10 protein-coding genes are annotated in these 13,971 nt (G+C 38.8%); 9 read left to right on the top strand and 1 reads right to left on the bottom strand.

Annotation, left to right across the window (positions count from 1 at the left end):
• The first annotated feature begins 170 nt into the window (after nt 1–170).
• The 8 genes from A33S_RS0107205 to A33S_RS0107170 all read left to right on the top strand — a co-directional run bounded on the left by A33S_RS0107205 (nt 171) and on the right by A33S_RS0107170 (nt 11,482).
• Nucleotides 171–1,100 carry an FAD:protein FMN transferase gene (locus tag A33S_RS0107205; protein ID WP_026048976.1) on the top strand — a complete coding sequence of 310 codons (930 nt, stop codon included), beginning with the start codon at nt 171–173 and terminating at the stop codon, nt 1,098–1,100.
• 112 nt (nt 1,101–1,212) lie between these two features.
• Nucleotides 1,213–4,245 carry an NADH-dependent flavin oxidoreductase gene (locus tag A33S_RS0107200; RefSeq protein WP_009382260.1) on the top strand — a complete coding sequence of 1,011 codons (3,033 nt, stop codon included), beginning with the start codon at nt 1,213–1,215 and terminating at the stop codon, nt 4,243–4,245.
• Between the two features lie 13 nt (nt 4,246–4,258).
• On the top strand, nt 4,259–5,635 hold the full coding sequence (locus tag A33S_RS0107195; RefSeq protein ID WP_009382259.1) for an MFS transporter: 1,377 nt from the start codon (nt 4,259–4,261) through the stop codon (nt 5,633–5,635).
• Between the two features lie 231 nt (nt 5,636–5,866).
• Nucleotides 5,867–6,214 carry a DoxX family protein gene (locus A33S_RS0107190; protein ID WP_009382258.1) on the top strand — a complete coding sequence of 116 codons (348 nt, stop codon included), beginning with the start codon at nt 5,867–5,869 and terminating at the stop codon, nt 6,212–6,214.
• Nucleotides 6,215–6,351: 137 nt separating this feature from the next.
• Complete coding sequence (locus A33S_RS0107185; RefSeq protein ID WP_009382257.1) at nt 6,352–6,744, top strand: (deoxy)nucleoside triphosphate pyrophosphohydrolase; 393 nt, start codon at nt 6,352–6,354, stop codon at nt 6,742–6,744.
• A 4-nt stretch (nt 6,745–6,748) separates the two neighbouring features.
• The gene (locus A33S_RS0107180) at nt 6,749–9,613 is read left to right on the top strand and encodes a DEAD/DEAH box helicase (RefSeq protein WP_009382256.1); all 2,865 of its coding nucleotides are present in this window, start codon (nt 6,749–6,751) and stop codon (nt 9,611–9,613) included.
• A 176-nt stretch (nt 9,614–9,789) separates the two neighbouring features.
• Complete coding sequence (locus tag A33S_RS0107175) at nt 9,790–10,656, top strand: fructosamine kinase family protein (protein ID WP_009382255.1); 867 nt, start codon at nt 9,790–9,792, stop codon at nt 10,654–10,656.
• A gap of 115 nt (nt 10,657–10,771) precedes the next feature.
• Nucleotides 10,772–11,482 (top strand): poly-gamma-glutamate hydrolase family protein, encoded by a 711-nt coding sequence (locus A33S_RS0107170; protein ID WP_009382254.1) that lies wholly within the window; start codon nt 10,772–10,774, stop codon nt 11,480–11,482.
• Between the two features lie 83 nt (nt 11,483–11,565).
• On the opposite strand, the gene A33S_RS0107165 is transcribed toward A33S_RS0107170, so the two are convergent.
• Nucleotides 11,566–12,027 (bottom strand): AP2/ERF family transcription factor, encoded by a 462-nt coding sequence (locus tag A33S_RS0107165; protein WP_009382252.1) that lies wholly within the window; start codon nt 12,025–12,027, stop codon nt 11,566–11,568.
• A gap of 249 nt (nt 12,028–12,276) precedes the next feature.
• Here A33S_RS0107165 and A33S_RS0107160 point away from each other — a divergent pair, with 249 nt between their 5' ends.
• Nucleotides 12,277–13,866 (top strand): L-lactate permease, encoded by a 1,590-nt coding sequence (locus tag A33S_RS0107160; protein WP_017176677.1) that lies wholly within the window; start codon nt 12,277–12,279, stop codon nt 13,864–13,866.
• Nucleotides 13,867–13,971: the final 105 nt, after the last annotated feature.

Raw genomic sequence — 13,971 nt, 5'->3', positions numbered from 1 at the left:
AAATTAGTTTAATCAACAAAACAAATTCTCTAATTAATCAATTATGAAAAATTAATGACTTATATGTGGCATCTTTTTATCAATTTATTAAAACATCAAATAAAATAACTTAAAATATAATTCAGTGTGCTATATTAAAGGTGGATGAGATAGTGAAGGAGATAATAACTTTGAACACACATGAAATCAAAGCTATGGGAACGCTCATCAGTCTTTCAATTGAACATCAAGAATCGGCTGGGCTTTTCAAAAAGGCGGAAGCTAAAATCAAAGAATGGGAACATCGATTTAGTGCGAACGCTGAAACGTCGGAGCTTATGGCGATTAATCATCAAGCAGGTCTGTCACCCGTCAAAGTGAACGCGGAGTTATATCAGATGATCAAGCATGCGCATCACGTCAGTCTATCATCGAACCAGAAGATGAATGTCCTGATTGGTCCTTTAGTTAAACTTTGGAAAATCGGCTTCGAAGGCGCGAATGTACCATCTCAAAGCAACATAGACAAAGCCCTTACACGAATTAACCCGAATGACATGGTGCTAAACGACGAGACCCAAGAAGTGTACCTCAAGCAACCAGGTATGGAACTTGACCTAGGTGCGACTGTTAAAGGATACTTCGCAGATGAATTACAACAACTGTTCACTCAGAATGGCGTCACTAAGGGTATCATTAATCTCGGTGGCAACGTCATCACAATCAACCAGAACCAGGACCAAAATCAAACGTTTGGCGTCGGTATTCGAGACCCCTTTCATCAGAGTGGACGTCCCATCGCGAAAGTAGACGTTACACAGCAATCCGTCGTTACATCAGGGATTTACGAACGCTTTTTCAAAAAGGGTGATCGCATTTATCACCACATCCTTGATAGTCAGACAGGCTACCCCGTTGAAAACGATATACAAAGCGTGACGATTATTTCGGACCGTTCGATTGATGGTGAAATTTGGTCGACCATTTGTAGCTTCGGCCATGCAGACCAAAATATTGAAATGCTTAATCAGGTTGAAGGTATCGAGGGAGTGATCATTAAAAGGAACAATGAAATCAAGTGCAGTTCTCGTATACGGCAAAACGTAACCATATTTAAGTAACGTGCTCAAGTGGGCATATATTTTTTAGGTATATTTGTGAAAAAAATCACAAAAATAACACGCCACCAAGCTTTAACGCTATACCCCTAAAACAAACTTGGAGGAAGTAAGAATGACGAAACACATATTCGATGAAATCACACTTAACTCTGGTGCGAAACTAAAAAACAGAGTATTCATGGCACCTATGACAATTCAAGCGGGCTACTTTGACGGTAGTGTCACATCCGAAATGGTCGATTACTATAGATTCCGATCAGGCGATGCCGCAGCACTTATCGTCGAAAGTTGTTTTATTGAAGATCATGGACGTGGGTTCCCAGGCGCCATCGGTATCGACACAGACGATAAAATTGTAGGTTTAAAACGATTAGCCTCTGCCATCAAGGAAAAGGGCTCTAAGGCTATCTTGCAAATTTATCACGCTGGTCGTATGGCGAATCCTAGGTTAAACGCAGGCGAAACGCCAATTTCAGCAAGCCCAGTCGCAGCCTTAAGACCAGACGCATCCGTGCCGCGAGAAATGACGACGCATCAAATTGAACAAATGATTGATTACTTTAAAGAAGCGACGCGTCGTGCAATCGAAGCAGGCTTTGACGGCGTTGAAATTCATGGTGCTAACACGTATTTAATTCAACAATTCTTCTCACCACACTCTAACCGTCGTCAAGACGAATGGGGTGGCACTCGTGAGAATCGTACGAAATTCCCTGTAGAAGTACTGAAACAAGTACAAGAAGTCGCGAAAGCACATAACGCTAAAGACTTTATCATTGGTTACCGTTTTTCACCGGAAGAAATTGAAGAGCCTGGTATTCGATTCGAAGACACAATGTTCCTTTTAAACACGTTAGCAGAGTACGACCCAGACTACTTCCACATCTCAGCAAACAGCTACAAACGTACATCTATCGTAAATCAAGAAGATACTGAATCTTTAATTAATAAGTACTTAAAGCTTCAAAGTGATAAATTAGCATCTATCCCACTCATGGGTGTAGGTAGTATTTCACAACGTGAACACGCTGAAGAAGCATTATCTCTAGGCTATGACCTATTCAGTGTTGGTAAAGCTTACCTTGTAGAACCTGACTGGGTTGAGAAGATTAAACGACATGAAAAGATTGAAGAATTCGTTGATATTCACGACCAACGTATCTTACATCTACCTTCACCATTATGGAAGATCATGGACTTCATGATTCTAGATAAAGAAGAAGAACATCGTAAATATGAACGACTTAAGAAACTACAGAATAAAAAAGTTGAATTTAAACCTGGTACGTACAACGTATTTGCGAAAGGTCACAATGGTAATTTACCGATGAAAGTCGAACTTTCTAAAGACCGTATCTTAAGCGTTCATGTAGACGACAGCGGTGAATCTGAAGGTATCGCGAACCCAGTATTTGAACGCTTACCTCAAGATATTATTGATGGCCAAACATTAAACGTAGACGTAATCTCTGGCGCAACTGTAACGAGCCAAGGTATTATCGACGGTATTGCCGATGCGATTGAACTTGCAGGTGAGAACCCAGATGTCTTACGTGCACGTCCAAAACCTGTCGTGAAATGGTCTAATGAAGTCATCGAAGAAACAACAGACATGGTCGTTATCGGTACAGGTGGTGCAGGACTAAGTGCAGCCGCAACCGCAATTGATTGTGGTAAAACGGTGACAATGCTTGAGAAATTCCCAGCAATCGGTGGTAATACAATCCGTACAGGTGGACAAGTTAACGCGCCAGAACCGAAATGGCAGAACAGTTTCCACGCATTATCAGGTGAACGCGAAACATTAAGCCATTTAATCGAAACTGACGAATCTGAAATCGATGACGCTTACATCGAAGACTTTAGAAAACTTAAAGCACAAATCAAAGCGTATCTTGAAGAAACAAATGACGATAAAGCTTATCTCTTTGACTCAGTTGAGTTACACCGTATTCAAACATACCTAGGTGGTAAACGTACCGACAAACACGGTAAAGAGATTATCGGTCAATACAACCTTGTTAAGACGCTTACTGACAACGTATTAGAATCAGTAAACTGGCTGACAGACAAAGGTGTACACTTCGACCGTTCATTCGTGGATATGCCTGTAGGTGCTCTATGGCGCCGCGGTCATAAACCGATGAAATCTCAAGGTCTTGAATACGTTGAAACGTTGAGCGGTTTTGTAAAAGCCAATAACGGCCGTATATACACAGAAACGACTGCTGAAAAGCTTATCGTAGAAGACAACAAAGTTGTAGGTGTAGAGGCACGTAGAACAAACGGTGCCAAAGTTAAAATTTATGCACGTCATGGTGTCATCTTAGCGACTGGTGGCTTTGGTGCGAATACGAAGATGCTACAACAATACAACACGTATTGGGATAACATTCCTGATGATATTAAAACAACGAACTCACCAGCGATAAAAGGTGACGGTATACGATTAGGTACACAGGCAGGTGCGAAACTGGTTGGCATGGGCTTTTCACAAATGATGCCAATCTCAGATCCGAAGACAGGTGCGTTATTTACAGGACTCGTTGTAACGCCATCTAACTTCGTCTTCGTCAACAAAGAAGGTAAGCGTTTCGTGAACGAATTTGAAAGTCGTGACGTGTTATCGAAAGCGGCACTTAACCAAAGAGACGGCATTTTCTACATGATTGCGGACGAAAACATTAAAGCGCTCGCAATGAACACATCTGAAGAGAAAATTCAAAACGAGCTAGACGATGGCACGTTAGTTAAAGCAGACACGCTTGAAGAACTTGCACAGAAATTAGGCATGCCTGAAGCGGCGCTCGTCGAAACGATCAAAGCATATAACCGCTTCGTCGACCAAGGTCATGACGACGCGTTCGATAAAAATGCCTTCGACTTAAAAATTGAGAAAGCACCGTTCTACGCAACACCACGTAAACCAGCCGTTCACCATACGATGGGTGGCTTAAGCATCAACGAACGTGCACAAGTACTCAATATCGATGACCAAGTCATTGAAGGTTTATATGCATCTGGTGAAGTTGCAGGTGGTATTCACGCAGGTAACCGCTTAGGTGGTAACGCGTTAGCTGACATCTTCACATTTGGACGCATTGCAGCACAAACCGCTTCACAAAATCCAGTCATTGAAGAATAGGACGTGATATCTGATGACAGCAAACTTTCGTAAAGGTAAACAACTCATCATTGGTATTATTCTAGGGATACTCACGTATTGGCTCTTTGCGCAATCGTTACTCAATATCGCGCCACACGTTCAGAAAGATTACAACATTGACATGAGCGTCGTGAACATAGCCGTCAGTCTGACCTCCTTATTAACAGGCGTCTTTATCGTCGTCGCAGGTGGTTTATCAGACAAACTCGGCCGCGTAAAAATCGCGCAAATCGGTCTCATACTCAGCATTATCGGTTCAGCATGCGTCATCCTTACGAACATACCTGCATTATTACTTGCAGGTCGTGTCTTCCAAGGACTCTCAGCAGCATGTTTATTACCGTCAACCATCGCGTTAATCAATCAGTTCTTTTCAGGTGAGGAAAGACAGAAAGCACTGAGTTACTGGTCATTCGGATCATACGGTGGTACAGGGCTCGCCTCACTCTTCGCAGGCACCATCGCAACGTATCTGAACTGGCGATTCATCTTCGTGCTCTCAATCATCTTCGCCGTGATCGCGATGCTGATGTTAAAAGACATCCCTGAATCTAAAGATGAATCAAGTAAGCATAAAAAGTTTGATGTAATGGGTATCTTTATCTTCGTCGTGATGATGATTAGTATTAATATTGTCATTACACAAGGTTCTAAATTCGGATGGCTTAACCCAATTATCCTAACGCTCGATGCCATCTTCATCATTACATTGATCCTGTTTTACATCTTTGAACAAAGGCAGAAACATCCATTCATCGACTTTAGCTTATTCTCAAACAAGGTGTATATTGGTACTACGATTGCGAACTTGCTTGTGAATACCGTAATCGGTTCACTCGCGTTATTTAACATCTTCGCACAAGACGGTTTACACCTAACTGGCGCACAAGCTGGCCTCATCACAATACCTTATATGATCGGTAGTTTAGTGATGATTCGTGTCGGCGAACGTTACATGCAGAAGAAAGGGCCGCAAGTACCTTTAATGGTCGGTCCAATAGCCATTTGCGTCGGCATTTCATTACTCGCGCTGAACTTCTTACCGAGCATTGCGTATTACGCCGTAGCGCTTGTAGGCTTCTCACTCATTGGACTAGGACTCGGTTTCTTCGCGACACCAGCCTTATCAACTGCAGTTTCTAATGCCCCTTCTGAAAAGGTCGGCATGGCATCAGGTATCATTAAGATGACATCGACTCTTGGCGCTGCATTCGGTATCGCCGTTGTGACAACCGTATATGCGACACTCGCAGCGACACAAACACCGCACGTAGCAGCAACGATAGCACTACTTGTTGGTGCCTTCATGGTACTCACTGCCTTTATCGTGGCGTTTAGCGTCATTCCTAAATCAAATGTAGAAACGTGAATATATAGAGACTTAAATTTTGACACGGAGTTGGGACTTAATATAGTCCCAGCTCTTTTTTCTCCTTGAAAAGCCAAATCGTTAAATTTTTGGCTCTTGTTTAAATTGCCTTGAAAGAAATTTAGGTACTTATGTAACCAAAATTTGTCAAAAACAGGTATAAAATTTTAAAAAATAGGTTAGAAGTAAACTAATGCATATATAATAAATTTGATTCGGAGGAGGTATTACATGTCAAAAGCAGCCAAAATTGTACAAAGTATTGTCGCGTTTTTCTTCGTGATAGTAAGTTTCAATTTAATGAAGGGGAACATGGATCAAGACTTCGATGACTTCGGCTATCCAGATGGTTTCAGTAAATTGACAGGAGTATTTGAATTACTAGGTGCCATTGGACTTATCGTAGGTTTATGGAAACGTGTCTTCGGTTACCTTGCTAACCTACTCATCTTAGGCACAATGATCGTAGCGTCACTATCACACATCTTCCTAGCAAAAGACTCTATCCTAAGATGTATCCCTTCATTTGGTATTAGTTTAATTAACTTCTGGCTATTATTCGAAAACGACGAAAAATAAATATTAAAAGAAACTGAACCTAGGAGAAATCCTAGGTTTTATTTTATAAGTTTTTACTTTAGAGAATTAAATTTTTCTACTCATTAGCTTTTATTTGATAAAATATAATAAAGAACAAATACTAAGAGGTGTTACACGTGAAAAAGGTAATTAAAGTTGTAGGAGCAGTAATCTTTTCTGATAACAAAATCTTATGTGCTCAAAGAAGTGAGTCTATGTCTTTACCACTCATGTGGGAATTTCCAGGTGGTAAGATCGAAAAAGATGAAACAGATGTCGAAGCACTTAAAAGAGAAATTAAAGAGGAAATGAAGTGCGACTTAGAAGTTAAAGACAAAGTTACAACTACTACATACGAATACGATTTCGGGATCATTGAACTAACTACATATCGTTGTGTTTTAAATAAAACACTACCTACTTTAACAGAACATAAAGAAATTAAGTGGTTAGCGGCTAATGAATTACACCAATTAGAATGGGCACCTGCAGATATACCAGCTGTTGATATTCTTGCAAAAGAGGGTTAATAAAATGGAAAAGCTGATCAAGGACTTTAATCAATCATTACAAAAAGGTTTTATAGATCGTTCCATTTCACACCAAGGCAACTTTGCACCTAAGTTACTTATTAATAATAAAAAAGAAAATGTATTATCTACCATTATAGATGAACTACATAAATGTCGTGAATTTACGATTTCTGTAGCATTCATCACGGAAAGTGGTTTAGCTAGTTTAAAATCTCACTTATACGACCTAAATCAAAAAGGCGTAAAAGGAAGAATATTAACATCAAATTATCTCGGCTTTAATAGCCCAAAAATGTTTAGAGAATTATTGAAGCTTGATAATATAGATGTTCGTTTAACTGATATAAAAGGATTTCATGCTAAAGGCTATATCTTTGACCACGAAAATTATTCTACATTGATTGTGGGTAGTTCTAATCTTACATCAGATGCACTTAAACAGAACTATGAACAAAACTTATTTTTATCAACTCATAAAAACGGCGATCTCATTTATCATGTTAAACAGCAATTTGAAGAATTATGGAATGATAGTTTTATTTTAAATGAAGAATGGATTAAAACTTATGAAGAAACATTTCAATATCAAAAGGTCAAAGATTTCAAGCAAATTGTTGAAATTCAAAAGGAAGCTGAGAAAAAATTAACGATATCGAAAGAAATCGTTCCCAATATCATGCAGGAAGAAGCTCTCAATTCATTAAGGAATTTAAGAGATAAGAAAGCAGACAAAGCATTAATCATTTCTGCAACTGGTACCGGTAAAACAATATTATGTGCTTTAGATGTTAGAGCCTATCAACCAGAAAGAACGTTGTTTATTGTACACAACGAAGGAATTTTGAAAAAAGCAATCGAAGAATTTAAAAAAGTACTTCCATTTGAAGATGATAACGAATTTGGCTTGCTAACAGGTAAGAATAAGAAAATAGATGCAAAATATGTGTTTGCTACGGTTCAAACAATTTCTAAACCTGATGTATATAAAAAGTTTAGTGAAAATCATTTTGATTACGTTATTTTTGATGAAGCCCATCGTTCTGCAGCTAGATCATATTTACGTGTATATAATTATTTCAAACCTAAGTTCTTATTAGGTATGACTGCTACACCTGAGAGAACTGACGAACGTAATATATTTGAAATGTTTGATTACAACATTGCTTATGAAATACGTCTTCAAAAAGCGCTTGAAAGCGAAATTTTATGTCCTTTTCATTATTTTGGCGTAACGGAATATGTGAAGGATGAAGTTGAAGAGGATGACCCTAAAGCACTACAAAAATTAGCTTCAGATGAAAGGGTACACTATATACTTGAAAAAACACATTACTATGGCTATTCAGGTGATGTTCTAAAGGGACTTATATTTGTTAGCAATGTGTCAGAGGCTAAAGAGCTAGCAACAAAACTAACTTCACTAAACGTTCCAACGGTTGCTTTGTCAGGTGAAGATTCTCAGGTTTATCGAGATGAAGTAATGCAGCAATTAAAGGACGGCGTTATTAACTATATTATAACTGTGGACCTTTTTAACGAGGGCATCGACATTCCAGAAGTTAATCAAGTTATTATGTTAAGAGCAACTAAATCTAGTATTATATTTATTCAGCAACTTGGGCGAGGGCTACGTAAGAGTACGAATAAAGATTACGTAACGGTGATAGACTTTATTGGTAACTATGATAATAACTATTTAATACCTATTGCTCTGTCAGGCGATCAGTCACAAAATAAGGATAATTATCGTAAGTTTCTAACGGATAATACTGTGTTAGATGGCGTGTCTACAATTAATTTTGAGGCAGTTGCTAAGACCAAAATATTTGAGTCTTTAAACAAAGTTTCATTAAATGGAAAACTCGTAATTAAAAATGCTTTTAATAAATTAAAAGAACGTTTAGGTCGAACGCCTATGTTGATGGATTTCGTTGAACAGCATTCTATAGATCCCAATGTCATCCTAGATAACTTTAAAAACTACTATGAATTTCTACGCTATGTAAAATGTATGGATAACGTCCTAACAAGTAATGAATCTAAAAATCTTACGATGCTGTCACGTGAAATTATGTCGGGTATTCGTGATGTAGATTACTTAGTATTACAATCATTAGTTAGATCGTCAAAAAACCAAGAAGAACTTCTAGAAGATGTAAGAACAAAGCGTAATACAATTACTTTAAGTGATGTAGACACGGCACTAAGGATTTTTGATTTTTCTTATTTCAAAAATGATATTGAAAAGACTTATGGTAAGCCACTAATTGAGACTAATGGTGAAAAGATACGAGTAAGTAAAACTTTAGTGGAAGCCATGAAAAAACCCCCGTTTAATCTGTTATTTGAAGATATTATGAAAGTTAGTATGTTTAAGAACATAAATTATCATAATTCAAGTTCTGAGTTAGAATTATATAAAAAATATACGCGAAAAGATGTAATCAAAATACTTAATTGGAAAAGTGATGAATCAGGAGTTGTAAACGGCTACAAGATGAAGTATCAAACTTGTCCAATTTTTATTAATTATCATAAAGAAGATGATATTAGTGAAAATACTCAATACGAAGATCGTTTTCTAAGCCAAGATGAAATGAAATGGTTCACAAGATCACCTAGAAAATTAACATCTAGTGAAGTGCAACCTATATTAAATCATAAGGAATCGAATTCACTAATTTATCTTTTCGTAAAAAAAGAAAGTGCTGAAGGTATGGAATATTATTACCTAGGAAAAGCGAATGTCATTGACGGAAGTGCTGAAGAAGACCATATGCCTAATGGTAAAAGTGTAGTAACAATGCGATTAGGTTTAGAAACACCTGTTAGAGATGACATTTATAGATACATTGTTCAAACTTAATAAAAAACTTTTGTGAGGTTAGAACTTGCTCGTTCTAGCCTTATTTTTGTGAATAAAATCTAGACTAATTCCTAATTTTTTAAATAATTGTTACCTATACCCTTTCAATAGCTTTCACCCAAACTTTTTGTTACAACGGGTGTATACATATATCAACTTTTTTAGGAGGCTATGTTATGAATGATGCATGGTTTGAACAACTTCCGATTGATCCGATAGTACATGTAACGGCTGTTGGTGGCGGTTCTGTCAATGAGGCGTTCCGTATTGAGTCGACGCATGAGACGTATTTCTTGCTGGTACAGCCTAATCGTACGGTTGATTTTTATGCGGCTGAGATTCAAGGTTTGAAGGACTTTGAGAAGGCTGATGTTACGGCTCCTCGTGTGATTGAGTCTGGTGAGATAGAAGGGAATGCATATCTTCTACTTACTTTCTTAGATGAAAGTTATGAGGGTGACCAACGTGCACTGGGTCATCTTGTTGCGAAACTTCATCAATATCGTCTTAATGAAACGAAGTTTGGCTATGATTTACCATACGAAGGTGGCGATATTTCGTTTGATAATACGTGGACGGACACGTGGTCTGAGTTATTCATTGAAAAGCGTATGGATCATTTGCGTGACATCCTTGTATCGAAAGGGCTTTTCAAGGAGGAAGATGTGAAGCAGTATGAAGCGGTTCGTGAAATTATGGTTGATGAATTGAAGGCGCATGAGTCTGAGCCGTCGTTGTTGCACGGGGATTTATGGAGTGGCAATTATATGTTCTTGACGAATGGTCAGCCGGCGCTATTTGATCCTGCACCGCTTTATGGTGATCGTGAGTTTGATTTAGGTGCGACGAAGGTGTTTGGTGGTTTCTCTCAAGATTTCTATGAGGCTTATCATGCGGCGTATCCGCTTGATGAGGGCGCTGAATTGCGTATTGAGTTCTATGCGCTCTGGTTGTTGCTTGTGCATCTTGTGAAGTTCGGCGATATGTATCGTCATGGTGTGAATCGTTCGATGTCTAAAATCTTAGAAAGTGCGAATGCTTAGTTAAAAGGCCTTTTCAAAAGGTTAATAAATATTATGAATAAATTTATATGTCATTTATATCATTTAGGTATGCTAAAGATGTACGATTAAATTTATATGTAAAGGTGAGGTAACGATGAATACGAAGAGATTAGTTGGACGTATCACGGGATTATGTGCAGTAGGTGTACTATCTATGTCGCTTATGATGCCACATGGTACAGCGCATGCGGAGGATACATATGATTCGATGACGGATCTAATGACAGAAACGACTAAAGGTGAGGACTGGGTGATTGAGACGCTAAATGAAGGTCGTAAATCGTTAGTTATGGCGCCACATGGTGGAGGTATTGAGCCTGGTACGTCAGAGGTTGCGAAGCGCATCGCGAGTAACACGATCTCAAGTTATTATACGTTCAAAGGTATGCGCGCATCTGATAATAGTGAACTACACGTTACGTCGTCACATTTCGATGAGCCAAAAGCGTTAGAGATGGTAAAGGCTTCGAATAAGACGGTGTCGATTCATAAGACGAAGCAGTCTGAATATGACGTTTATATTGGTGGTTTAGACAAAGACTTGCAGGCGAAGATTAAAGACGAGCTCGAGGCTCAAGGATTTCGTGTAGCTGCTGGTACGGACGGCATAGCTGGTACGAACCCTGATAATATTGTGAATCGCAATCAAAAGGGTGCTGGCGTGCAACTGGAGCTATCAAGTGACACGGTCAAGACGTTCTTCAAAGATGGCGACTTAAGTCGCTCTGCGCGAAGTAATGCGCAAAATTATACAGAAGAGATGGATAAGTTTGTTCAAGCGGTAGATCGCGGTATCACACAATAATTGATATATGAATTTCCCCACGCGTAAGTGAGGTCGCTTCTGACTAGATGGTGTCAGGAGGTAGACTTCAAGGCGTGGGGATTTTATATGTCGTTCATGTAACCATTGCCGTTCCAATATTTCACAACGGCTTGGTTATAAGCGTGTGCGGCTTCCTTATCCGTCTCGAAATAACCTAGAAAGACTTGGCGGTCACCAAGCGAAATCATGGCGCGATACTTCTTCGAGCAGGCCGTCGATTTGTGGTAGGACACACCTTTATATGGGCATGAGCTATTCTTCTGTGGTTGGCGATAACGGTATTTATGTGCGTCGATACCAATGTTTTGGCGCGTGAAGTCGAGGTTCTTCTCCTTTTGATAAGCGTGGTTAACACCAGTTATGTACTTCGGCAGTGCCACCTTTTTCCCTTCTATAAAAGCCAAACAGCGTCTCGTTTGATGTGCATATGTAATATGCCAAAGAAACGCATTAACACGTTCATAATCTTGATCATCTACTAATATATAATCATCAATATTTCTTACATATACTTTTTTAACCACGAATCATGACCTCACATTCATTTCTTAAAGGCGAACTACGTAATAAACGAAACATTTTAAATATCATTTTATATTTTACAATACCTTTATAAGCGTGTAAATCTGATTTTTCAAATCTGTTTAGGTGAATTTATATAATTCAAAATTTTGTTGAAATTCGTAATGAAAACGATTACTATAATAGAGATAAGGTCATCAGATGACTTAATCAATTATATGAATGCCTTAAGGTGTGAGGGGTTGGTTTATATGATGATGCTCGTAGCATTAAGTGCGGTCATCGTGCCGTTCTTATTTTTAGTTGTTCTACGTATGTCTGCTTTAAAAGGGATGATTATCAGTGCAATCGTAGTGACAACGCTAGGTCTTTTCGTTTGGGGAATAGAAACGAAAGCCGTTTTAGCATCTATTTTACAAGGTACACATAAGACATTAACGATCTTACTGATCTTATTTGGTGCGTTGGTATTATTAAATACATTAAGAGGTACTGGTGCAGTGGACCGAATTAACCAAGGTTTCCAAAGTATCTCAGACGATATGCGTGTACTTGTGATTATTGTAGGATTCTTATTTGGATCATTAATTGAAGGTGCGGCAGGTTTCGGTACGCCAGCAATGGTTACAGCGCCGTTAATGTTAGCACTTGGGTTCAGACCTTTAACAGCCGTAACTGCTGCCTTGATTGCGGATAGTACATCTGTGTCTTTTGGTGCAGTAGGGACACCAGTAATCGTTGGTTTGAGTACGTTAAAGCATGCGGACCGCACATTGTTCTTTGATACAGGTGCGACGATTACATTAATCGACTTAGTAACAGGTATGTTAGTGCCATCAATCATGGTGTTAACAATGGTATTGTTCTTTGGTAAGAAGGACAAACTGAAGTCGATTCTTGAAATCTTACCTTGGACGTTATTAATCGGTATCGTGTATTCATCTTCAGCGTTGCTATACGCGCATGTCTTTGGTCCAGAATTCGTTTCAATTTTAGCGTCGTTAACAGGTATTATCGTAGCTGTGTTAACTGCGAAATTTAACTTCTTAATTCCTAAGAAAGTATGGCTTGATGTTCTAGACGACTCGTTCAAGCGTAAGACGACAAAGTCCGATATGAACTTATTTGCAGCTTGGTCTCCATACTTAATTGTAGTAGCGTTATTATTATTAACACGCGTGGTGCCTCAGTTAAAGGCCTTCACGTTAACTGCAATTGATTTATCATGGAATCAGATTCTCGGCTTTGAAAAGATTTCTTCAGGATGGGCGATCTTGTACTCACCTGGAACGATTTTAGCGTTAGCTGCAATTTGCGCCGTATTTATTCAACGTAAGTCATTTAGTGTATTCACGACAGCAAGTTTAGATGCCTTGAAAACGATTAAAACAACAGGTATCACGTTAACGGCTACACTTGCGATGGTACATGTTTTTAGTAACTCAGGTATTAATGCGAATGAACTATTAAGTATGCCGAAATACATCGCGAATGGTATGGTACAAGCATTTGGTGACAACTGGGTATTTATTTCACCATTCTTAGGTGCCCTTGGTTCATTTATCACAGGTAGTGCGACAGTATCGACGTTAACGTTTGCGGAAGTTCAATATAATATTGCAGAAGCAATTGGTATGAACACGAACGTTGTACTCGCGTTACAAGTTATCGGTGGTGCAGTCGGAAATATGATTTGTATCCATAACGTAGTAGCCGCTTGTGCAGTTGTTGGTATGGAAGGTAAAGAAGGTAGCGTTATCCGTAAGACATTAGGACCAGCAATGTTCTATTGCTTAATTGTAGGTATTAGCGGCTTTATCTTCATGACATTTATTCTTTAATTTTCATTATGAAAAGGCGTCTCGCTTGGTGCGAGACGCCTTGTTTATTTGGTTCTAGAGAATTATAAGATGAATAGGAGGCGTCTCGTATGATGCGAGACGCTC

The organism is Staphylococcus massiliensis CCUG 55927, assembly GCF_000298075.1.
In the GTDB taxonomy this organism is placed as follows: domain Bacteria; phylum Bacillota; class Bacilli; order Staphylococcales; family Staphylococcaceae; genus Staphylococcus; species Staphylococcus massiliensis.
Note: the sequence above shows the minus strand (reverse complement) of the source record. Positions and strands in the feature narration are given on the sequence as shown.

What these genes read in the sequence shown, in the direction of transcription:
- A33S_RS0107200 (WP_009382260.1), top strand. Translation starts at nt 1,213, where the DNA reads ATGACGAAACACATATTCGATGAAATCACACTTAACTCTGGTGCGAAA.
- A33S_RS0107195 (WP_009382259.1), top strand. Translation starts at nt 4,259, where the DNA reads ATGACAGCAAACTTTCGTAAAGGTAAACAACTCATCATTGGTATTATT.
- A33S_RS0107160 (WP_017176677.1), top strand. Translation starts at nt 12,277, where the DNA reads ATGATGATGCTCGTAGCATTAAGTGCGGTCATCGTGCCGTTCTTATTT.
- A33S_RS0107175 (WP_009382255.1), top strand. Translation starts at nt 9,790, where the DNA reads ATGAATGATGCATGGTTTGAACAACTTCCGATTGATCCGATAGTACAT.
- A33S_RS0107190 (WP_009382258.1), top strand. Translation starts at nt 5,867, where the DNA reads ATGTCAAAAGCAGCCAAAATTGTACAAAGTATTGTCGCGTTTTTCTTC.
- A33S_RS0107170 (WP_009382254.1), top strand. Translation starts at nt 10,772, where the DNA reads ATGAATACGAAGAGATTAGTTGGACGTATCACGGGATTATGTGCAGTA.
- A33S_RS0107180 (WP_009382256.1), top strand. Translation starts at nt 6,749, where the DNA reads ATGGAAAAGCTGATCAAGGACTTTAATCAATCATTACAAAAAGGTTTT.